This window comes from Rhodococcus sp. R1101 (assembly GCF_000278445.1).
GTDB classification, from domain to species: Bacteria; Actinomycetota; Actinomycetes; order Mycobacteriales; family Mycobacteriaceae; genus Rhodococcus; species Rhodococcus gordoniae.
Genome location: NZ_AJVB01000003.1, coordinates 15,626 through 36,294, shown reverse-complemented (window position 1 = coordinate 36,294; position 20,669 = coordinate 15,626). Strand labels below are relative to the sequence as shown.

Below are 20,669 nucleotides of genomic sequence, written 5' to 3'. Positions count from 1 at the left end.
TCCTCCGTAGGGATGGGTGGTGCCGTCAGGTGATGGTGAGTCCGCCGTCCACGGCGATGGTCTGACCGGTGACGTAGGCGGCGGCGTCGGACGCCAACCACACGGCGGTAGCTGCGATCTCCTCGGCATCCCCCGTCCGGCCGAGAATGATCCGCTGCTTCATGGAATCGAGGTATCCGGGCTGGTACTCGTCGGTCATCTCGGTGCGGAAGAAGCCCGGCGCGATGGCGTTGACGCGGATCCCCTTCCGCGCTCCCCACTGCTGCGCCAGGTCGCGCGTGAGGCCGATGACACCCGCCTTGCTGGCCGAGTACGCGGCCTGCGGCAGACCTGCCGTGGTGAGACCGAGAACCGACGAGATGTTGACGATCGCGCCACCGGGTTGCATCACCCGGGCGACGGCCTGTGCCGCCCAATACGATCCGTTGAGATTGATGTCGATGACCTGCCGGAACTGCTCGGGGGTCTCCTTGGTGGCGGGGACGGCCGTGCCGATCCCCGCATTGTTGATGAGGATGTCGACCCGACCGAGCTGTTCGACGGCCTGATCGACCATGCGCTGGGCCTGTTCGGGATCGGCGATGTCGGTCTCGACCGTGACGGCCTGCCGTCCGGCTTCGCGGACCAGCTCGGCGGTCTTCTCGAGTCGGTCGACCCGGCGTGCGGCGAGCACGACATCGGCTCCCGCCTCGGCCAGCCCTCGGGCGAACGCGACACCGAGGCCCGAAGAGGCACCGGTGACGACGGCAACGCGGCCGTCGAGACGGAAGCGGTCGAGCACGGACATACGTCATCTCCTCGCTGTGACGGGGCCTACAGGAACTGTACAGCCGACGGTCATCTCATCCACCAAACAGCCTGTATCCAATTTTGTTGAACAACACTGCGTTTCAGAGCCAGATCCTATTCTTCTCCTCGGCGGATCCTATGCTGCCGCGAACGCTGCAGCGCGGAGAGGACTCCGCGTCGCACCCACCGTTACCAAGTCGATAAGCACTGGCTTACTTCTAAGCGCTTGCTTATCGTGCGATGCCGTAGCGGGCTTGTCAACAGCAGCCGGACAGGAGCGGAAGACCTTCGTGAGCGATGCATGGGACGATGTCGTCGGCGGATCCGAGGCCCTCGGGCCGTTACGACGACGCTGCGATGATCAGCGCCCCGTATGCCGATCTTGCCCTGCGCCTGGTGGGTGCCGTGCGTTAGCATCGTCGCCACCATCGGATCGGGGGGATCTACGTGGGCAGGGGGATATCGCGCCGCCGTCGGCTCCTCGAGACGCGAGAGCATCTGAGGGGAGCTGTCGTCCATGTCCATCAATGACAACGTCGTCGACCGACTATCGGTGTCGCTCGGGGTCGACGCCCCGGCCCCCGATTCCGTCGCCCGCCGGCAGTCCAATTACGACACACTGGCCGCACGCATCGACGTGGGCGTCGATCCCGAGTACATCGCGGCGTTCGAGAACTTCCACGGCATGGAGCACGCCGACATCCACCGGCTGTCCCAGAGCATCAACCCCGTCGCGATGACCACCCTGGCCACCGAATGGGCCGAGCTCGGAAAGGGTTTCAGTCTCACGGTCGCGTGGGGCACGCTGATGATCCGCAAACTCGTCTCCCAGCACTGGGAGGGTGCGGCGGCCGACGCTGCCATGGACGCGACCGTGCGATTCGGCGAATCCGCACAGCAACTGTCCGACGCCGCACGCGCGACGTCCGAGAAGCTCCGCATCGCCGCCGACGTCGGTGAGCGGGTGCGATCGTCCGTCCCCCCGCCCTCGGCGAACACGTCGTCGCTCCTGTACGCGCTCGATCCCGTCGCGGGTGCCGCCGCGGCCCGGCAGGAGGAGGCCGCTCGCGCCCAGGCCGTGCGGGTGATGGAGGCGCTCTACAAGCCGTACTACCGCGATTCCGGCTCGGCGGTCCCGGTACTGCCCTCGCCGTATGCCGCCACCACGAGTCGAGCAACCGAGGGCTTCGTTCCTCAGAGCTACGGCACGTCGGCGATCGGCGGCACCCAGGCGGAGGGTGGCACGGCGGGGATCCCGAGTAGGAACGGAGGAGGTCCGGACGGGCCGACACCCGCGGAGGCGGAGAACCGTACGCCCGCGGAGACTCTCGGAGAAGACCCGGGCGCACGCGCGAACAACTCCGATTCCGCCGGTGGAGCAGGTTCGAACGATCCTGCGGCGACCACTCCTGCGGCCACCTCCCCCACTGCGACCGGCGCCCCGGGAAACCCGACAGGTCACTCGTACGGTTCTCCGTCCGCCGGGGCGGGTGGAGGTGTCGGGGGTGGTCTACCGGGTGGCGGCTCGGCCGGCGGGGCGTCACCTGCGGCCGGTCCCTCCCCGCTCGTCGCGGGAGCCGCGCCCACCGGCGGTGTGGCCGGTCAACCCGCTGCTGCCGCGACTCGCGGCGCAGGCGCTCGCCCGTTCGGGATGATGCCGGGAATGGTCCCGCCCGCCTCGTCCCGCGGCGACGAGCAGGACAAACGCGTGGCGAGTTATCTCGTCACCAGCGACAACGGGAACGAACTGATCGGGTCGTTGCCCGACACCGCCCCGCCGGTTCTGGGGGCCTGAGGCTGTGAACCGATACCTCACACCCGACCGATTCCTGGCCTCCTGGACCGCCGCGGGCGGCGACGAGTTCCCCTTCCCGCTGCGCTACCGAACCTCGGTCCTGTGGGAGGACGAGCACGCCGCGAACCTGCGGGCCGCCCGGGCGTGGCGGAACGAGACACCCGACCCTGCCCTCGACGACGCGATGCGCATCCTGCTGACCGGCCGGATTGCGGTGGAGGTCTACGGCCGTTCGACGGATCCGGCATGCGAGGTCTTCGTCCGCGCAGCCGCGACCGGCGAGCAGGCCGTCCTCGCCCGTCAGGCTCCCGTCGCAGGCGATATCCGCATCACCACGACCACCGACCTCGCGGGCGCGATCGTCGGGGAACTGCCGGTCGTGGCCGCGGGCCGCGAACCGGCACGCACCGCGCCGAGCCGCGAGGTGCTCGAACCATCCGAAGCCGGAGCAGTCCGCCGTCCGGCGGGTGGCACGCACGCAGAGTCGTTGCGCCGGTTGCTGCGTCGCGAACGCTCGGCCACCGGCAGCATCCGCATCCTGCGGTACGCGTATCCGGGGTACACACCCGTTGCCGACGTCGGCTGGTTCGACGTCGTGGACGACGGCCGGTATCTCTTCCACCCCGGTACCGATCTCCGTGTCGCTCCGGGCACCGTCGACGCGTTCGTTCGGGAACTGTCGACGCAACTGTCCAGGTTGTCACCCGAAGGTCGGAACGGTGTCCTCCGGCCGTACTGAGCGTCGTTCGGACCTCTCACCGAACAGGCCTGTCGTCTAGGCTGGCGACATGACGGACCGGGACCGCACACCCGACGGCAGGCCGCAGAACGCGCGTCCGCGCGACGCCCTGGGGCGCCCGCTGCCGCCGGGCGAAGAAGGCGTCGAACGCATTCCCGACGATATCGACCTCGATGTCGAGGAGACCATCGCCGAAGGTCAGCGTCTCCTCGATCACGGTTTCCCTTTCCACGCGCATGAGGTCTTCGAGGCGATGTGGAAGAAGGCGCCGCCCGAAGAACGTCCCCTCTGGCAGGGTCTCGCCCAGCTCGCCGTCGGTTTGACCCATCTGCTCCGGGGCAACCCGACGGGGGCCGCGTCACTGTTGAAGCAGGGGCAGGCCCGGGTGCGGCACTACGAGGACGAACCGCCGTACCGGCTCGACATCGACGGTCTCTCGAGCTGGGCCGATCATCTGCTCACCGAGATCGCTCGCGACGAAACCGTTGCCGCTCCCCCGACCCCGCGCCTGAGGATGCCCTGATGCCGATACTTCCCATGTTCCCGCTCGGCACCGCGCTGCTTCCCGGATCCGACCTGCCGCTACGCATCTTCGAACCGAGATATCTGCAACTCGTCCAGGACTGCGCGGCCTCGCCGGACGGCCCTCGCTTCGGTGTCGTTCTCATCGCCCGGGGACACGAGGTGGGCGGAGGCGAACAGCGACACGATGTCGGTACCGTCGCACGGATCGTGGTCGACAACGAGGTCGGTGCGGGTCGTCGTGAACTCGAATGCATTGCAGAGGAACGCATTCGCGTCACCCGATGGCTTCCCGACGATCCCTACCCGCGCGCGGAGGTGGAGCCCTGGCCCGACACCGATTCGGGGCCGGTGGATTTCGCCGCGATCACCGGACCGATGGGCCGGCTGTACGGGGTACTCGATCGTCTCACCGACGGCCGGGCCCCGCTCCCTCCCGCCACCACGGAGCTGCCGGACGATCCCGGCGCGCGACTGTTCGCCCTCGCCCGGTACGTGCCGATGGGGGAAGCGGACCGTTATGCAGTGCTCGCCGCACCCGGCCCGGCCGAACGCATGGCGGTGCTGCTCGAAGCGATATCCACCGCAGTCGATCTCGCGGAATGGAAGCTGAAGGGCTGAGATATCAGGCCGTCCGGTCAACGGGAACACGCCTCCTGCGACCACCCGGTTGCGGGCTAGGGTCCGTGGCACTGCTCGTTCCCGACCGGAAGGCACACCGATGGATACCGTCGAGCAAAGGCTGGCCCGGCTCGAAGCCCTCGAAGAGATCAGGATGCTCAAGCATCGCTACTTCCGGGCGTGCGACGCCAAGGACCCGGAAGCGATGCGCGACTGCTTCGTCGCAGGGCGCGCCGACATCTACTACGGACCTGCGCTGGGCAGCTTCGACGACGCCGACGCCCTGATCGACATCTACTCACGCATCGCTCTCGAACGGGTCGACGACCGTTACGTCGTGCTCGACATGCATCACGGCATGCATCCGAGCATCCACCTCACCGGACCCGGTACCGCCACCGGCGCCTGGACGCTGCGGTTCCGGCAAGTGGATCTGCGTGCCCGCACCGAACGGGTCACCGCACTCGACTACGACGACGACTACGTGGTCGAGAACGGAACATGGAAGATCTCCCGCTGCCACGTGAAGGTCCTGTGGTCGATCCAGCGGGCCCTCACCGACGACGTGGAAGTGGTGCAGTGATGGCAGAAGCAAAGGTGGCGCTGATCACCGGCGCGAGTCGCAGTGTCGGCAAGGGCATCGCGTGCGCTCTCGGTTCCGACGGCTGGACCGTCTACGTCACCGCCCGTGGCCCGGTCGACGTCGACGGTCCGCTCGACCACACCGCGGCGGAGATCACCGCCCGCGGCGGACGAGGCATCGCGGTGCAGTGCGATCACCGCGACGACACGCAGATCCACGAGTTGTTCCGCCGGATCGCCGACGAGCAGGACTCCCGACTCGATCTGCTCGTCAACAACGTGTGGGCGTCACCGCCGGGCTTCGCGGGGTTCTCCGAACCGTTCTGGAAGCGTCCGATCAGCGACTGGGACAGCCTGATCGACGTCGGGCTCCGCGCACACTATGTGGCCTCCGTCGAAGCCGCACAGCTGATGGTGCCGCGCGGCGACGGGATGATCGTCAACATCTCGTCGTTCGGTACGCGCGGTTATCTGCACTCGGTGCTCTACGGCATGTCGAAGGCCGGCCTGGACAAGATGGCCGCCGACATGGCCGTCGAACTCCGCGGAACGGGGGTCACCACCCTGTCGCTGTGGCCGGGCCTGGTGAAGAACGAAGCCATGCTCGCCCGTGGCATCGACAACTTCGAGGGCTTCTCGTTGGCCGATGCCGAAACCCCCGAGTTCATCGGGCGGGTGATCGTCGCTCTCGCAAACGATCCCGAGGTGAACGCACGCAGCGGCCGCACCCTCGTCACCGCCGAGGCCGCACTCGATTACGGCATCGTCGATGTCGAAGGCAACCACCCTGCTTCACACCGGGAGATCTTCGGGGGCGGGCCGCTGTTCTGATGTGTGCAGGTGGCAGGCCACCCGGCCGCCACCTGCCACTTCGGTGACCGCAGGTCGCACCTCCCGGCACACCGGCATGACCAGCGGGCAGCGAGTGCTGAACGCGCAGCCGGTCGGCGGGTTCGCCGGATCGGGCAGCTCCCCGTCCAGACGGATGCGTTCGCGGCGGCGCTGGCGCGCCGGATCCGGAACGGGGACCGCGGACAGCAGAGCCTGCGTGTAGGGATGGGCCGGTTCGGTGAACAGGCGCTCCGTCGGTCCCCACTCGACGATCCGTCCCAGATACATCACGGCCGTGGTGTGGGCGATGTGACGCACCACCGCCAGATCGTGCGCAATGAACAGATAGGCGATGCCCAGCTCCGCGGAAAGCTGCTCGAGCAGAGCGACGACCTGGTTCTGCGTCGAGACATCGAGGGCGCTGACGGCCTCGTCCGCGACCACCAGTTTCGGTTCCACCGCGATGGCCCGCGCGATCGCGATGCGCTGACGTTGCCCACCGGAGAACTCGTACGGATACCGGTCGGCGTGCTCGGCACGCAATCCGACCTGTTCGAGCAGCCGGCCGACCTTGTGCCGGCGTTCGTCCTCGGTGAGATCGGTATGCACCTGCAGGGGTTCGGCGATCGCATCCCCGACGGTGTGCGACGGATCCAACGACGAATACGGGTCCTGGAACACCATCTGCATATGACGTCTCGCGCTGCGCAGTTCGCTTCTGTCCAGCGCGGTCACGTCGACACCGTCGAGCACCACCGAACCCTCGGCGACATCGACGAGTCGCAGGATTCCCCGAGCCGTCGTCGACTTGCCCGAACCCGATTCACCGACCAGAGCGAACGTCTCTCCGGGGAAGATGTCGAAGTCGACCTCGTCCACGGCACGCACCACCTGCTTGCGACGCGACATCCGCCCCCCGACGGGGAACTCCACGCGCAGCCCACGAACCGTCAGCAGTGGCTTCCTGGTCTCGATGTCGACGAGTTCGACGGTCATCGGTTTCCCTCCAGCATCAGATCGTTCACCCGTGCGCAACGCGAGACACGCTCGTTCCCCAGCGCATGAAGCGGTATCACCGTGTCGCATTCGTCGAGATGGTGCGCGCAGCGCGGTCCGAAGCGGCAACCCTCCGGCATCGTGCCGGGTGCGGGCGGGGAGCCGGGAATGGTGTGCAGGTCGCTGCGACCGTCGATGGTCGGAACCGACCGCAACAGGCCTTGGGTGTACGGATGTTTCGGAGCTGCGAAGAGTTCCTCGGTGCGGGCCTTCTCGACCACCTGCCCGGCGTACATGACGACCACCTCCGTGCACAGGTCGGCCACCACCCCGAGATCGTGGGTCACGAACAACACGCCCATGTCGAACCGCTCGGCCATGTCCCGGATCAGGTCGAGCACCTGAGCCTGGATCGTGACGTCGAGCGCGGTGGTGGGTTCGTCGGCGATGAGGAGGGACGGTTCGCACGCGAGCGCCATCGCGATCATGACCCGCTGTCGCATGCCCCCGGAGAACTCGTGCGGGTACTGACGTACCCTGCGGGCCGCATTCGGAATCCCGACGAGGTCGAGTACCTCGACGGCGCGCGCCAGCGCGGCCTTCCGGTTCACGCGACGGTGCCGCCGCACCACCTCGGAGATCTGGTCGCCGACCGTGAAGACCGGGTTCAGGCTCGTCATCGGTTCCTGGAAGATCATCGCGATGTCGTTGCCGCGCACGTCGGCGAGTTCGCGGTCCGGCATCGCCAGCAGGTCGCGCCCGCGGAACCGGATGTTTCCGGAGACGGTGCGGGACTGGTTCGCCGGCAACAATCGGAGGACCGACGAGCAGGTGACGGATTTCCCCGAGCCGGATTCGCCGACGAGACCGACGAGTTCACCGGCCGCCACATCGAAGGAGACGTCCTGCAGGACCGATGTCCAGCCGGAACCGGTCGCGAATTCGACGCCGAGGCCGTCGACGCGCAGCAGTGGTTCGGTCATCGTTCGCTCCGGTTCTCGCGGCCCACCGAATCACGGATTCCGTCGCCGAGGGTGTTGCAGGCCAGTACGGCCAGGATGATCGTCAGGGCGGGAATCACCACCGGCCAGGCCGTGTAGTTCCATGCTTCACGCCCCTCCGCGAGCATGCGGCCCCAGCTCGCCTCCGGTGGCTGGACACCCAATCCCAGGAAGCTGAGTGACGACTCTGCGAGCAGAGCGAAACCGCACGCCAAGCTGATCTGAACGATCAACGGAGACAACGTGTGCGGAAGGACATGCATACGCACGATCCGTGTGGTCGAGGTTCCGATACTGCGCGAGGCCTCGATGAAGGTGCTCTCGCGTACTCCGATGACGGCTCCACGTACCACACGGAAGAATCTGGGGCCGAACACGATTCCGATCGCGATCATCGCATTGGTGAGATTGGTACCCATCACGCCGACGATGGCCATCGCCAGCAGCAGCGGCGGGAAGCTCAGGAAGGCATCGGCGACACGGGAGAGGATCGTGTCCCACCAGCCGCCGAGAAAGCCCGCGATCAGGGCGGGTACGACCCCGATGAGCAGTCCGACGGACACCGAGATGATCGCGGCGGAGACCGCGACGCGCGCACCGTACAGCAACCGGGACAGTGTGTCGCGACCCAGATTGTCCGTACCGAGCAGATATCCGTCCGACAGCGGAGGCAGGCGACGTGCGGTCAGGTCCTGGACGATCGGGTCGTACGGTGCGATCAGCGGGGCGAGCAATCCGAGGACGGCGATCAGCAGGAGGAAGACGGCCGCCACGACGGCTCCGGGACGATTCCGGAACCGGCGCAGGAATCTGCGGCGTGGAGATTCGCCGGTGGCCACGGTCGTGTTCTCCACCGGCGTGGAGACGGTGAGGTCGCTCATGCGGCGCTCCTTGTTCTCGGATTGAGGTAGCCGTAGGAGATGTCGACGAGCAGGCTCATGATCACGGTGGCGAAGACGCCGAAGATCACGACTCCCTGGATGGCGGGCAGGTCGCCGGAGAGCACCGCCTGCACCGCGAAATCTCCGAGGCCTTTCAGTCCGAAGACGGATTCGATGACGGCCGTGCCACCGAGCAGGAAGGCGATCTGCATGCCCAGGACCGTTGCCGTCGGGATGAAGGCGTTCTTCAGGGCATGCTTCCACAGGACGCTGCGCCGGCTCAGGCCCTTGGCGGTGGCGGTGCGGACGTAGTCCTGCTGCATCACCTCGATCATGGAGCCGCGCAACTGGCGGGCGATCTCGGCCGCCGCGGCCAGTCCCAGTGCGACGGCAGGCAGCAGCAGGTGACTGAGCCACGGCCACACTCCCTTGGCGAGGGGGGTGTAGCCGGTGGCCGGCAGGACGCGCAGGGTCAGCGAGAAGACGAGCACGAGGAGCAGACCCAGGACGAAGTTCGGCGTGGCGACTCCGAGCGTCGATCCCACGCCGGTGGCACGATCCTGCCAGCTACCGGGCCGGCTGCCCCCGACGATGCCGGCCGGGATCCCGACGAGCAACGCCACGACCACGGCCACCATCGCCAGCGAGAACGTCACCGGCAGGCGGTCGACGATCATGTCCAGCACGGGCGCCTGATAGGTGAAGCTCGTACCGAGGTCGCCGCGAACGACTCCGAACAGGAAATCGAAGTACTGCACGAGGACCGGCTGGTCGAGGCCGAGTTCCTCGCGGACCGCCTCGATCTGCTGAGGCGTCGCCGACTCCCCGGCGATCCGGTGTGCCGGATCGCCGGGGATCAGGAAGATCAGACCGAATGTGATGGCGGTGGCGATCATCAACAGCGGGACGATCGCCAGCAGGCGCTGACCGATAATCCGAAACATTCTGCACTCCCTGTGGTTTCACGGATCCGTGACGATCACGGTCATGAGACCGTGCGACTGCCTGTGTCAGGGGGCGGCCACGCCGACACCACGCCACTCGTCGACCACCCGGTTGGGCTCGTAACCCACCAGCCTGTCCGAGGCGACGGCACCCAGCTCGGCGAACGCGATCGGCAGCATTGCCGCATAGTTCATCACCACGGCGTTCACTTCACCGAGGCGCACCGCACGTTCTGCGGGGTCGGTGGCGCGGTTGGCCGCTTCCATGGCCTCCCGGAAACCGGGGATCGCATCATGGGACGGGTTCTGAGGGGAATCCTGACCGTAGAACGAGGTCAGCAGCAGGGACGGATCGGCGCGGCCGACGAGCGTGGTGAGGATGGCATCGAGCTCTCCCCGGTTGAAGGCGGGGTTCAGGTCCGTCGGCGTCATGGAGCGGATCTCCATGGTGATTCCGACCCGTGCGAGTTGCTCCTGCAGGATCTGCCCGATCATCTGGTTCTCGGGAAGGTTGGACACACCCGCCACGAAGGAGAATCCGTTCGGGACACCCGCGGTGTCGAGCAGTTGCTTCGCCTTGTCGGGGTCGAACGCGTACTGATCGTCGAGGGCGTCGTTGTGGGCGAAATATCCCGCAGGGAAGTTCTGGCTCGCCGGTTCACCGTGCCCTTCGAGTGCGGTCTCCACCACCGATTCCCGGTCCACGGCATGGGCCAGGGCCTGTCGCACTTCGAGCTTGCCGAACTCGCTCCGGGTCCGATTCAGGTTGAGAACGTAGTTGTTGAGGCTGGTCTGCACATTCGTCTGCAGTCCCTGCTGCTCGGCAGGGTCGAGCGACATCGGCGTCGCCATCGCCGCGTCGAGCTGGTCGGAGGCGACGGCATTCACACGGGTCTGCGGATCGGTCATGACGACCCACTCGAAGTGCTCTGCCTGCAACGCTTCCTGATCCCAGTAGTCGTCGCGGGCGACGAAACTGTACTGAGCGCCCGGCTGGGATTCGGTCACCGTGTACCGGCCGGCTCCCGCCGGTTGGAGTACGAGCGCCGCATTCTTGTCCGGGCTTCCGAAAGCGTTGGGGTTGACGATCATTCCCGGCAGGTCCGACAGCGTGAGCACGAGCTGTCCGCCCGGTCCGTTCAATCGGAGCACCACGGTGTGTGCGTCGGACGCCTCGACCGATTCGACGCCGGCGAGCATCGCGGCCGTGATCGAGTCGGGTTCCAGCGCGCGACGGAGATTCGCCACGACGGCAGGCGCATCGAGCGGTGTGCCGTCCGAGAAGGTCACGCCCTGACGCAGCTTCAAGGTCAGCGTGGATCCGTCCTCGGAGAACTCCCAGGATTCGGCGAGTCCGGGCACCGGATCGGCGTTCCGGTCGCGATGCACCAAACGGTCGTAGACGAGATTCAGCATGGTCGAATCGCTGGTGATCCGAGTCTTGTGCGGATCGAAGGACGACGCACCGTATGTCGTGGCATAACGCAGAGGCACCTGCGGGTCGATCTCCGCGGTGCTGTCGGTCGCAGCCGACGTCCCACAGCCGGCGAGCAGAAGCGCGGCGGCGAACGCGGCGACGACCGAGGTCAACGATTTACGAGACATGAGATTCCTTCGTTTCTGGAGCGGTCGACGGTCAGGACGCGGCGATGCCGACGCCACGCCATTCGTCGATCAACAGGTTCGTTTCGTATCCGACGACCCGATCGGTGAGCGTCGATCCGAGTTCGAAGAAGACCAAGGGCACAGCAAGGACGTTGTCCGAGACGGTCTTCGAGACCTCCCCGAGCCTGTCCCCCCGAACCTGCAGGTCGGTCTCACGATTGGCGGCGTCCAGCGCCTCCCGGAAACCCGGTGCAGTGGTGCGGGAAGGGTTCTGCGGTGAATTCTCCCCGAAGAGCGCGGACAGCAGCAGCGCCGGATCGGAACGGCCGGTGAAGGTCGTGAGAAAGGCATCGGCGTCACCCCGGTAGAAGGTCGGCGACGCATCCGACGGGGGCAGCGGCTCGAGCTTCATGTCGATGCCGACCTGTGCGAGTTGTTGCTGCACGATCTGCGCCACCTGCACGTTCTCGGGGAGATTCAGCAGGATGGCAGTGAACGAGAATCCGTTCGGCAGCCCCGCATCGGCCAGCAGCTGCCGCGCCTTCTCGGGATCGTATCGGTAGTCGTCGGCGAGATCCGGGTCGTACGCGAAGTAGTCCTTCGGGAAGTTCTGCGTCGCCGCTTCGGCGTGGCCCTCCATCGCCGTGTCCGCGATGGCCTGACGGTCGATTGCGTGTGCGATGGCCTTGCGTACCTCGAGCTTGCCGAACTCGCTGCGGCTCCGGTTGAAATTCAGCGCCATGTGGTCGAGCCGAAGTGCGGTCTCCACTCGAAGGCCCTGCTGTTCGGCGGCGTCGATCATCAGGGGTGTGGTGATGGCGACGTCGATGTCTCCGGCCGACACCGCGCTGAGACGCGCTTGCGGATCGGTCATCACCGTCCAGACGAAGGTGTCGGTGCCGATCGCCTCCGGGTCCCAGTAGTCCGCCCTGGCGGTGAACTCGTACTCGGCGCCCGGTCGGGACGCCGCAAGGACGTACCGTCCCGCCCCTGCGGGCGTGAGCGCGAGTCGTGCATCCTTGTCCGGGTTTCCGAAGGCTCCGGGATCGACGATCATTCCGGCAAGATCCGACAGCGCCAGCACGTACTGAGCACCCGGACCGTCGAAGCTCACCACGACCGTGCGGTCGTCCGATGCGGCGACCCCACTCACACCCGCCAGCATCGGCGCCGTGATCGAGTCCGGCTCGAGCGCACGTCGGAGATTGGCGACGACGGCGTCGGCGTCGAGGACGGCGCCACCGGAGAAGGTCAGCCCCTCACGCAGGTGGAGGGTCAACGACCTCTCGTCGATCTCCCACGATTCGGCGAGTCCGGGCATCGGCTGCCCGGCTGCGTCACGGTGGACGAGGCGGTCGTAGACCATGTTGAGCATGGTGGCGTCGCTGGTGATCCGCGTCTTGTGCGGGTCGAACGACGAGACTCCGAAGACGGTGGCATAGTGCAGCGGCACGGCAGGATCGGCGACCCCGGAATTCTCGGTGGGAGTCGAACCGCAGGCGGTGAGCAGGACTGCACAGGCTCCGATCGCCGCTCCCCACAAGCGGATCGGCGACCTCCTCGACACAACAGCCATGCCGCCCCTCTCTCGAAAATGTTCGTACAGACCGGTTTCGGGCAGCCGTACCACGGCTGCCCGATTACAGACCGAACCTATGAGTCTGTGACGCGTCACACTCTGCAGGTCCCGCTGATCGAGATCGGCAAGCGCGGGGACGTTCTACGGACGAGGGGTGGTCAACGCGCCCTCTGAAGTCGTGTATGGTTGGACATGCAACGCGGGGTGGAGCAGCTCGGTAGCTCGCTGGGCTCATAACCCAGAGGTCGCAGGTTCGAATCCTGTCCCCGCTACCACCGACCGGCCCGGACTCACACGAGTCCGGGCCGGTTCTTTTGTGGATGCTCCTCGGTCTCGGTACGGCTCCCCCCGGCCGCGCTCACCGAGTAGATTTCGCGGCAGAGTCTCTGCAGAGCGGGAGGGTGGGATGGCCAAGCGCGCGACCGTCGCCGATCGACCACGGACTCCCCGTTGGCTCCGGCCCACGATCGTCGGTGTGCTGTTGGCCGTCGCCTTCTATCAGATGTCGGGCTGGCTGTTCCACAATCTGAAAGGCTTCCTCGGCCTGCTGTTCCTGGCATGGTTGTTCAGCATCACCATCGAACCCATCGTCGATCGGCTCGAGCAGTTCGGGATGCGTCGCGGTGCCGGCACCGGCCTGGTGTTGTTCTCCCTGATCGCACTCACCATCGGGTTCTTCGCGGTGTTCGGCACGCTCCTGTTCGACCAGATCGCCCAGTTGCTCACCACACTGCCGGATGCGCTCACACGCCTCACCGATTGGGCGAACCGCACCTTCGACACGAATTTCAAGACCGGGGACGAGCTGCTCAAGATCACGCCCGACACGCTCCGTGATCTGGCGCAACGGTTCACGCCCGGGGTGCTCGGCGTCCTCAGCACCCTGGTCGGTGCCCTGTTCCAGATCCTGACGCTGCTGTTGTTCGTCTTCTACATGTCTGCGGAGGGGCCGCAGATGCGGCGGACGATCGCGAGCTGGTTCCCCGCCCGGCAGCAGCAGCTGATCGCGAACGTGTGGGAGACCTCGGTGGAGAAGGCCGGCGGTTACGTCGTCTCCCGGCTGATCCTCGCGGCCGCCTCCTCGATCTTCACGGGAATCTTCTTCCTGATCATCGGCGTTCCGTACTGGCTTCCGCTCGCGATCTGGACCGGGGTGGTCTCGCAGTTCATCCCGACCATCGGCACCTATCTCGCGATCGGTCTCCCCGCGCTCATCGCCGCGGTGCAGCAACCGCTCGACGGCGTGTGGGTGATCGCCTTCGGGACGATCTACCAGCAGGTCGAGAACTACGTGCTGCACCCACGCATCACGGCCCGCACCGTATCGATCCACCCGGCGGTGGCATTCGGTTCGGTGATCGTCGGTGCCACCCTGTTCGGCCCGGTGGGCGCTCTGGTGTCCGTGCCGGTGGTCGCGATCCTGCAGGCGCTCGTCGAGTCCTTCGGGCACCGCTACGAATTGATCCCGGAGGTGGGCGGGGAGGAGCCGGACCCGGACAGCCCCGACCTCACGGCCGACAGTGACGACTACGACTGAGAAGTGAGACGGGGCCGGTCGCACGATCTCCTCGCGCCCGGCCCCGCCGTCGTCGTCCGGTCGGACGATGTCCGATCAGACGATGAGCTTCGCCGCGGTCGCAGCGACGACGTCGTCGGTGCTCACACCGGGCGCCGTCTCGACGAGCTTCAGTCCCTCCTCGGTGACGTCGATGACCGCGAGGTCGGTGATGATGCGCTGCACGCACCCACGACCGGTGAGCGGCAGAACGCACTCCTCGAGGATCTTCGGGTCGCCCTTCTTGGTGACGTGATCCATCATCACGATGACGCGCTCGGCGCCGTGGACGAGATCCATCGCGCCGCCCATGCCCTTGACCATCGCGCCGGGCACCATCCAGTTGGCGATATCGCCCTTGGCGGAGACCTGCATCGCGCCCAGGACGGCGACGTCGATCCGGCCGCCACGGATCATGCCGAACGACTGTGCCGAGTCGAAGTACGACGCACCGGGGATCGCGGTGATCGTCTCCTTACCGGCGTTGATGAGCTCGGGATCGAGTTCGTCCTCGGTCGGGTACGGGCCGACGCCGAGTACGCCGTTCTCCGAGTGCAGGATGACCTCGACGCCGGGCTCGAGGTAGTTCGGCACGAGGGTGGGCATGCCGATTCCGAGGTTGACGTACTGGCCGTCCTCGAGTTCCTCGGCGACGCGTGCCGCCATCTCCTCGCGGGTCAGCCCCTTCTTCGTTGCCTGTGTCATGAGCGCACCGTCCGGTTCTCGATGCCGACCTCGACGGGGCCGACGTGTACGACACGCTGCACGTGGATGCCGGGCGTGTGGATTTCGTTGGGGTCGAGTTCGCCGGGTTCGACGAGGTGCTCGACCTGCGCGATCGTGATGCGGCCCGAAGCGGCGGCCGGCGGGTTGAAGTTGCGGGCGCTCGCCCGGTAGACGAGGTTGCCGTGGCGGTCGCCCTTCCAGGCGTGCACGAGCGCGTAGTCGGCGACGATGCCGCGTTCGAGCACGTAGGTCTCGCCGTCGAACTCGCGGGTCTCCTTCGGCTTCGACGCGAGGGCGATACCGCCGTGCCCGTCGTAGCGCAGCGGCAGTCCGCCTTCCTCGACGGCCGTGCCGACCCCGGCGGGCGTGAAGAAGGCGGGGATGCCCGCACCACCGGCGCGCAGGCGCTCGGCGAGCGTGCCCTGCGGGGTGAGCTCGACTTCGAGTTCGCCGGCGAGGTACTGGCGCGCGAACTCCTTGTTGGAGCCGACGTACGACGAGATGGTGCGGCGGATGCGCCCCTTCTCGAGCAGCAGACCGAGCCCGAAGCCGTCGGTACCGCAGTTGTTGCTGACGGTCTCGAGGTCGGTGGCGCCCTGTTCGAGCACTGCATCGATGAGTATCTCGGGGATGCCGACCAGGCCGAACCCTCCGACAGCGATCGTGACGCCGTCGGGAATGTCGGCTACGGCCTCGGCGGCGGAGGCAACGACTTTGTCCATGTGTGCCACGATACCCTCATGTGTACGTCATGTGAACTACCGTCCGCGATGCGAACAGATACGCGTAAGATCGTTGCGGGTGCACAACGGCGGCACTAGCCTGTTCGCAGAGCGTCCATCCGTCCACATCGCGAACATTTCGGATCGGAGGTCCGTGTCTTCCTCATCCCCCGGCGCCGGCTACCGGGGCCCGCTGTTCGACCCCGTCTTCGGCGCGGACGAACTCGGTGCCGCCCTGTCGGACCGCGCGTGGATCGGCGCCCTACTCGACGTGGAGGTCGCGCTGACCCGTGCGGCAGCTGCACTCGGCCGCATCGAGGGCGCCGACGCCGACGCCGTCGCGACAGCGGCCGCGTCGCTCGCCGGTGATCTCGATCCCGCCGACCTCGGACGACGATCCGCAGCGGGCGGCAATGCCGTCATCCCCCTGGTTTCGTTGCTGCGGGAGCGAGCCGATGCTCCCGCGCGGGCCGTGCACGTCGGCGCGACCAGCCAGGACGTCCTCGACACCGCGCTGATGCTGCTCGCCCACCGCGCGGGTGCCATCGTCGTGGCGAACCTGCGCTCCGCGGCCGACGGCGCAGCCCGCCTGGCCGCCACGCACCGGGAGACGCCGATGGTCGCGCGCACCCTCGGCCAGCAGGCGCTGCCCACCACCTTCGGTGCGCTCGCGGCCGGCTGGCTCCTGTCCCTGGACGACGCCGTCACCGAACTCGGCCGCGCCCTGTCCGTCCTGCCCGCGCAGTACGGCGGGGCCGCAGGCACGCTCGCCGCCGTCCATCCCGACGGCTTCGCGTTCGCCGACACCGTCGCCGACCTGCTCGGACTCGCACGTCCCGTCGCCCCGTGGCACACCGCACGTACTCCGATCACCACCCTTGCGGGCGCACTCGGCGTCGCCGCGGGTACGGTCGCGAAGCCCGCCACCGATGTCGTGCTCATGGCGAGCACCGAGTTCGGCGAGGTGAGCGAGGATGCGCCCGGCGGGTCGTCGGCCATGCCGCACAAGCGCAATCCCGTCGCGGCCATCACCGCGCGTGCCGCCGCCCGGCGCGTACCCGGTCTCGTCTCGACGATCCTGTCGTCGACCGACCACGAGTTCCAGCGCGCCGCCGGCGCCTGGCACGCCGAATGGGAGACGCTCGGCGACATCCTGCGCCTCACCGGCGGTGCCGCGCACCAACTCTCGGTGAGCCTGAACGGACTGCACGTCCACACCGACGCGCTCGACCGCAATCTCGCGCTCACCGGCGGAGCGATCCTCGCCGAGAAGGTCGCGGCCGCACTCGCCGAACACACCGACGACGCACGCTCGATCGTCACCGATGCGGCGGTCGCCGGCAGGCGGCTCGACGAGGACCCCATCGTCACAGCACATCTCGATCCGCAGAACGTGCGCGAACTTCTCGACCCCACACGCTATCTCGGCCATGCCGCCGACATCGTCGACCGCGTTCTCGCCCGCCACGACAGCACGAACCGAACCACAGGAGATACCCGATGACCGTCATGCTCAACTACGAACAGTACGGCGACCCCACGAAGCCGACCGTCCTGTTCCTCGGTTCGCTGGGTTCGGACCTGTCGATGTGGGCACCGCAGATCCACTCTCTGTCGACCGATCGGAACGTCGTCGCGGCCGACCATCGCGGACACGGCTCCTCCCCCGCGCCGTCCGGCCCGTACACGATCGAGGAGCTCGCCGGCGACGTCGTCGCCCTGCTCGACTCGCTCGGACTCGACGCCGTGCACTACGTCGGCCTGTCGCTCGGCGGTGCCGTCGGCCAGTGGCTCGCCGCGCATCACCCCGAACGCGTGCGCACACTGACGCTGCTGTGCACCTCACCGGCCTTCCAGCCCGCCCCGCCCTGGTACGACCGGGCCGCGTCCGTCCGCAACGACGGCCTCGCCTCGATCGCCGACTCCATCGTCTCGCGATGGTTCAGTCCCGAACTGGCCGAGCGCGATCCGGATCTGGTCGCCCGCCACGTGGAGATGGTGAAGGGCACCACCGACGAGGGCTACGCCGCATGCTGCGAGGCGCTGGCGACCTGGGACGGCCGTCCCGACCTCGCGCGGATCGTCGCGCCCACCCTGGTGATCGCCGGCGAGCAGGATCCCGCCACCCCGCCGTCGACGATGCAACAGCTGGCCGACGGAATCGCCGACTCGGCCTTCCACGTCGTCTCCCCCGGCGCGCACCTCGCCAACGTGGAGCAGGCGGGACGGATCACGAAACTCATCCGCGAACACATCTCGTGCGCCACTCCGCCCGCCGCGCACCGCACCGCGGTGTTCGAGGAGGGCCTGCGGGTGCGCCGTTCCGTCCTCGGCGACGCCCACGTCGACCGGTCCATCGAGTCGACCACCGAATTCACCCGGCCCTTCCAGGATTTCATCACCCGCACCGCATGGGGCGACATCTGGGCACGTCCGGGCCTCGACCACCGCACCCGCCGCCTGCTCACCCTCGCGATCCTCACCGCGGTCGGCAACGAGCACGAACTCGACATGCACATCCGTGCCGCCCTCCGCGCGGGGATCGATCCCGACGACCTCGTCGAGGTGTTCCTGCACACCGCCGTCTACGCGGGTGTCCCCAACAGCAACCGCGCGTTCGCACTCGGCAAGCAGGCACTCGCCGACACCGAGGGAGGTACGGGGTCGTGAGCACTCCCGACGTCACCACCCCCGAGGTCGCTCGCGAGAACCCCGGAGCGTCACCCGATTACGTGCAGTCGCTGGCCCGTGGCCTGTCGGTCATCAAAGCCTTCGGTGCGCATACCCAGCGGCAGTCGCTCTCGGACGTCGCCCGCGCGACCGGCCTCACCCGCGCCACCGCCCGCCGATTCCTGTTGACGCTCATCGAACTCGGCTACGTCCACACCGACGGTTCCCAGTTCTGGCTCACCCCACGGGTGCTCGAACTCGGATACAGCTATCTGTCCGCGCTGACGCTTCCGGAGGTTGCGCGGCCGCATCTCGAATCGCTCGCCGAGAAGGTCAAGGAATCGACCTCGGTGTCGGTGCTCGACGGAGACGACGTCGTCTACGTCGCGCGTGTCCCTGTCAGCCGCATCATGACCGTCACCATCACGCTCGGCACCCGCTTCCCCGCCTACGCGACCTCCATGGGACGAGTGCTGCTCGCCGGCCTGACCGACGACGAGTTCGAGGCCTATCTCGCCCGCGCCGATCTCGCACCCATCACCGGCAACACCGTCACCACCGCCGAGGAGCTGCGCGCCGAGATCGCCACGGTACGTCGCAACGGATACTGCGTGGTCGACCAGGAACTCGAAGAAGGCCTGCGATCACTTGCCGCACCGATCCGCGACGCGTCGGGAACCGTTGTGGCGTCGGTGAACCTGTCGACCCACGCGGCCCGCTACCGGATGGAGATCGTGCACGACGAACTCGTCCCGGCGCTGCTCGCCACCGCCGAGGCGATCTCCACGGATCTCGCCCGCACCCAGACCCACCAGTGAACAACCCCGATCGAGGTACATCATGACCGACGTAGTGATCTGCGAACCCCTGCGCACCCCGGTGGGCCGGTTCGGCGGTGTTCTCGAGGACATCGCCCCCGAGAATCTTGCGGCCACTCTCATCCGCGAACTCGTCGCCCGCACCGGCATCACCGGCTCCGACATCGACGACGTCCTCCTCGGCCAGGCCTCCCCCAACGGTGAAGCCCCGGCCCTCGGCCGCGTCGCCGCCCTCAACGCCGGTCTCGGCGTGGATGTTCCGGGCCTGCAGGTCGACCGCCGCTGCGGCTCGGGTCTGCAGGCGATCCTGCAGGCCGTCATGCAGGTCCAGACCGGCGGCAGCGACCTGATCCTCGCCGGCGGCGCCGAGTCCATGAGCCAGGCCGAGTTCTACGCGACCGGCATGCGCTGGGGCGTCAAGGGCGAAGCCGTCGCACTGTCCGATCGCCTCGCCCGCGCTCGCGTCACCGCCGGTGGCCGCGACTTCCCGGTGCCCGGCGGCATGATCGAGACCGCCGAGAACCTGCGCGCCGAGTTCTCCATCAGCCGTGAGGACCAGGACGCGCTTGCCGTGCAGTCGCACCAGCGCGCCGTCGCCGCGCAGAAGAACGGCGTGTTCGCGCAGGAGATCGTGCCCGTCACGGTGCCGCAGCGCAAGGGCGATCCACTGGCCGTCGACACCGACGAACACCCCCGCGCCGACACCTCGATGGAGTCCCTCGCCAAGCTGCGCCCGATCCGCGGCAAGGTCGATCCCGAGTCGACCGTCACCGCGGGCAACGCCAGCGGCCAGAACGACGGTGCCGCTCTCGCGATCGTCACCACCGCCGAGAAGGCCGCCGCGCTGGGTCTGCGTCCACTGGCCCGCCTCGCGAGCTGGGCGGTGGCAGGTGTACCGCCGCGCACCATGGGTATCGGCCCGGTGCCCGCCACCGAGAAAGCCCTCGGCCGGCTCGGACTCACGCTCGCAGACATGGACGTCATCGAACTCAACGAGGCGTTCGCCGCACAGGCCTTGGCGGTCACCCGCTCGTGGGGCATCGAGGCCGACGACCCGCGCCTGAATCCCAACGGCTCCGGCATCTCGCTCGGACACCCGGTGGGCGCGACCGGCGGACGCATCCTCGCCACACTGCTGCGCGAACTCGACCGCCGTGAGGGTCGCTACGGACTCGAGACGATGTGCATCGGCGGTGGCCAGGGGCTCGCCGCTGTATTCGAGCGCATCGCCTGACGGCGAGTGACGGTATTCGACCGTAGCGCCCGACGGCGAGTGACGGTATTCGACCGTAG

The 20,669-nt window shown here is 67.5% G+C and carries 20 protein-coding genes and 1 tRNA gene; 12 read left to right on the top strand and 9 right to left on the bottom strand.

Features of this window, described 5'->3' with window-relative positions; genetic code table 11:
• Positions 1–25: 25 nt before the first annotated feature.
• Positions 26–787 (bottom strand): SDR family NAD(P)-dependent oxidoreductase, encoded by a 762-nt coding sequence (locus tag R1101_RS0100780; protein WP_016931583.1) that lies wholly within the window; start codon positions 785–787, stop codon positions 26–28.
• Between the two features lie 519 nt (positions 788–1,306).
• Between R1101_RS0100780 and R1101_RS30560 the strand changes: the two genes are divergently transcribed.
• The 6 genes from R1101_RS30560 (at position 1,307) to R1101_RS0100745 (ending at position 5,879) form a co-directional block, all read left to right on the top strand.
• Complete coding sequence (locus tag R1101_RS30560; RefSeq protein WP_016931582.1) at positions 1,307–2,584, top strand: PPE domain-containing protein; 1,278 nt, start codon at positions 1,307–1,309, stop codon at positions 2,582–2,584.
• A 4-nt stretch (positions 2,585–2,588) separates the two neighbouring features.
• Complete coding sequence (locus tag R1101_RS0100765; RefSeq protein ID WP_016931581.1) at positions 2,589–3,323, top strand: ESX secretion-associated protein EspG; 735 nt, start codon at positions 2,589–2,591, stop codon at positions 3,321–3,323.
• Positions 3,324–3,372: 49 nt separating this feature from the next.
• On the top strand, positions 3,373–3,846 hold the full coding sequence (locus tag R1101_RS0100760; RefSeq protein WP_016931580.1) for a DUF309 domain-containing protein: 474 nt from the start codon (positions 3,373–3,375) through the stop codon (positions 3,844–3,846).
• A complete protein-coding gene (locus tag R1101_RS0100755) occupies positions 3,846–4,466 on the top strand; it encodes an LON peptidase substrate-binding domain-containing protein (RefSeq protein WP_016931579.1) in 621 nt (206 codons plus the stop codon). Before R1101_RS0100760 ends, R1101_RS0100755 begins: the two co-directional genes overlap by 1 nt.
• 100 nt (positions 4,467–4,566) lie before the next feature.
• Positions 4,567–5,049 carry a nuclear transport factor 2 family protein gene (locus R1101_RS0100750; RefSeq protein ID WP_016931578.1) on the top strand — a complete coding sequence of 161 codons (483 nt, stop codon included), beginning with the start codon at positions 4,567–4,569 and terminating at the stop codon, positions 5,047–5,049.
• Positions 5,049–5,879, top strand: coding sequence for an SDR family NAD(P)-dependent oxidoreductase (locus R1101_RS0100745; protein ID WP_016931577.1), 831 nt, complete (start codon positions 5,049–5,051; stop codon positions 5,877–5,879). The genes R1101_RS0100750 and R1101_RS0100745 overlap by 1 nt, the downstream gene beginning before the upstream one ends.
• On the opposite strand, the gene R1101_RS0100740 is transcribed toward R1101_RS0100745, so the two are convergent.
• From R1101_RS0100740 to R1101_RS0100715, 6 genes are all read right to left on the bottom strand, one after another.
• Positions 5,841–6,875: an ABC transporter ATP-binding protein gene (locus R1101_RS0100740; RefSeq protein ID WP_016931576.1), complete on the bottom strand. Its 1,035-nt coding sequence runs from the start codon at positions 6,873–6,875 to the stop codon at positions 5,841–5,843. The genes R1101_RS0100745 and R1101_RS0100740 overlap by 39 nt on opposite strands.
• Positions 6,872–7,858 (bottom strand): ABC transporter ATP-binding protein, encoded by a 987-nt coding sequence (locus tag R1101_RS0100735; protein WP_016931575.1) that lies wholly within the window; start codon positions 7,856–7,858, stop codon positions 6,872–6,874. The genes R1101_RS0100740 and R1101_RS0100735 overlap by 4 nt, the downstream gene beginning before the upstream one ends.
• Entirely contained in the window at positions 7,855–8,757 is a 903-nt protein-coding gene (locus tag R1101_RS0100730) for an ABC transporter permease (RefSeq protein ID WP_016931574.1), read from the bottom strand. The genes R1101_RS0100735 and R1101_RS0100730 overlap by 4 nt, the downstream gene beginning before the upstream one ends.
• Positions 8,754–9,701, bottom strand: coding sequence for an ABC transporter permease (locus tag R1101_RS0100725; RefSeq protein WP_016931573.1), 948 nt, complete (start codon positions 9,699–9,701; stop codon positions 8,754–8,756). The genes R1101_RS0100730 and R1101_RS0100725 overlap by 4 nt, the downstream gene beginning before the upstream one ends.
• Before the next feature lie 66 nt (positions 9,702–9,767).
• Complete coding sequence (locus R1101_RS0100720; protein ID WP_037221853.1) at positions 9,768–11,306, bottom strand: ABC transporter substrate-binding protein; 1,539 nt, start codon at positions 11,304–11,306, stop codon at positions 9,768–9,770.
• Positions 11,307–11,337: 31 nt separating this feature from the next.
• Entirely contained in the window at positions 11,338–12,882 is a 1,545-nt protein-coding gene (locus R1101_RS0100715; protein WP_051017426.1) for an ABC transporter substrate-binding protein, read from the bottom strand.
• 201 nt (positions 12,883–13,083) lie between these two features.
• Here R1101_RS0100715 and R1101_RS0100705 point away from each other — a divergent pair.
• Together R1101_RS0100705 and R1101_RS0100700 are read left to right on the top strand one after the other, a co-directional pair.
• Positions 13,084–13,160, top strand: a tRNA-Met gene (locus R1101_RS0100705).
• A 131-nt stretch (positions 13,161–13,291) separates the two neighbouring features.
• Entirely contained in the window at positions 13,292–14,422 is a 1,131-nt protein-coding gene (locus R1101_RS0100700) for an AI-2E family transporter (protein ID WP_016931569.1), read from the top strand.
• A 75-nt stretch (positions 14,423–14,497) separates the two neighbouring features.
• On the opposite strand, the gene R1101_RS0100695 is transcribed toward R1101_RS0100700, so the two are convergent.
• Positions 14,498–15,145 (bottom strand): CoA transferase subunit B, encoded by a 648-nt coding sequence (locus R1101_RS0100695; RefSeq protein WP_016931568.1) that lies wholly within the window; start codon positions 15,143–15,145, stop codon positions 14,498–14,500.
• Entirely contained in the window at positions 15,142–15,888 is a 747-nt protein-coding gene (locus R1101_RS0100690) for a CoA transferase subunit A (RefSeq protein WP_016931567.1), read from the bottom strand. Before R1101_RS0100690 ends, R1101_RS0100695 begins: the two co-directional genes overlap by 4 nt.
• A 154-nt stretch (positions 15,889–16,042) precedes the next feature.
• On the opposite strand from R1101_RS0100690, the gene pcaB reads away from it, so the two are divergent.
• Genes pcaB through R1101_RS0100670 form a run of 4 tightly spaced genes read left to right on the top strand, consistent with a single transcriptional unit; the run spans position 16,043 to position 20,610 of the window.
• Positions 16,043–17,392 carry a 3-carboxy-cis,cis-muconate cycloisomerase gene (gene pcaB / locus R1101_RS0100685; RefSeq protein ID WP_016931566.1) on the top strand — a complete coding sequence of 450 codons (1,350 nt, stop codon included), beginning with the start codon at positions 16,043–16,045 and terminating at the stop codon, positions 17,390–17,392.
• On the top strand, positions 17,389–18,558 hold the full coding sequence (gene pcaDC / locus R1101_RS0100680; protein WP_016931565.1) for a bifunctional 3-oxoadipate enol-lactonase/4-carboxymuconolactone decarboxylase PcaDC: 1,170 nt from the start codon (positions 17,389–17,391) through the stop codon (positions 18,556–18,558). The genes pcaB and pcaDC overlap by 4 nt, the downstream gene beginning before the upstream one ends.
• Entirely contained in the window at positions 18,555–19,376 is an 822-nt protein-coding gene (locus R1101_RS0100675; protein WP_016931564.1) for an IclR family transcriptional regulator domain-containing protein, read from the top strand. The genes pcaDC and R1101_RS0100675 overlap by 4 nt, the downstream gene beginning before the upstream one ends.
• Before the next feature lie 22 nt (positions 19,377–19,398).
• On the top strand, positions 19,399–20,610 hold the full coding sequence (locus tag R1101_RS0100670) for an acetyl-CoA C-acetyltransferase (protein WP_016931563.1): 1,212 nt from the start codon (positions 19,399–19,401) through the stop codon (positions 20,608–20,610).
• The last annotated feature ends 59 nt before the right edge of the window (positions 20,611–20,669 follow it).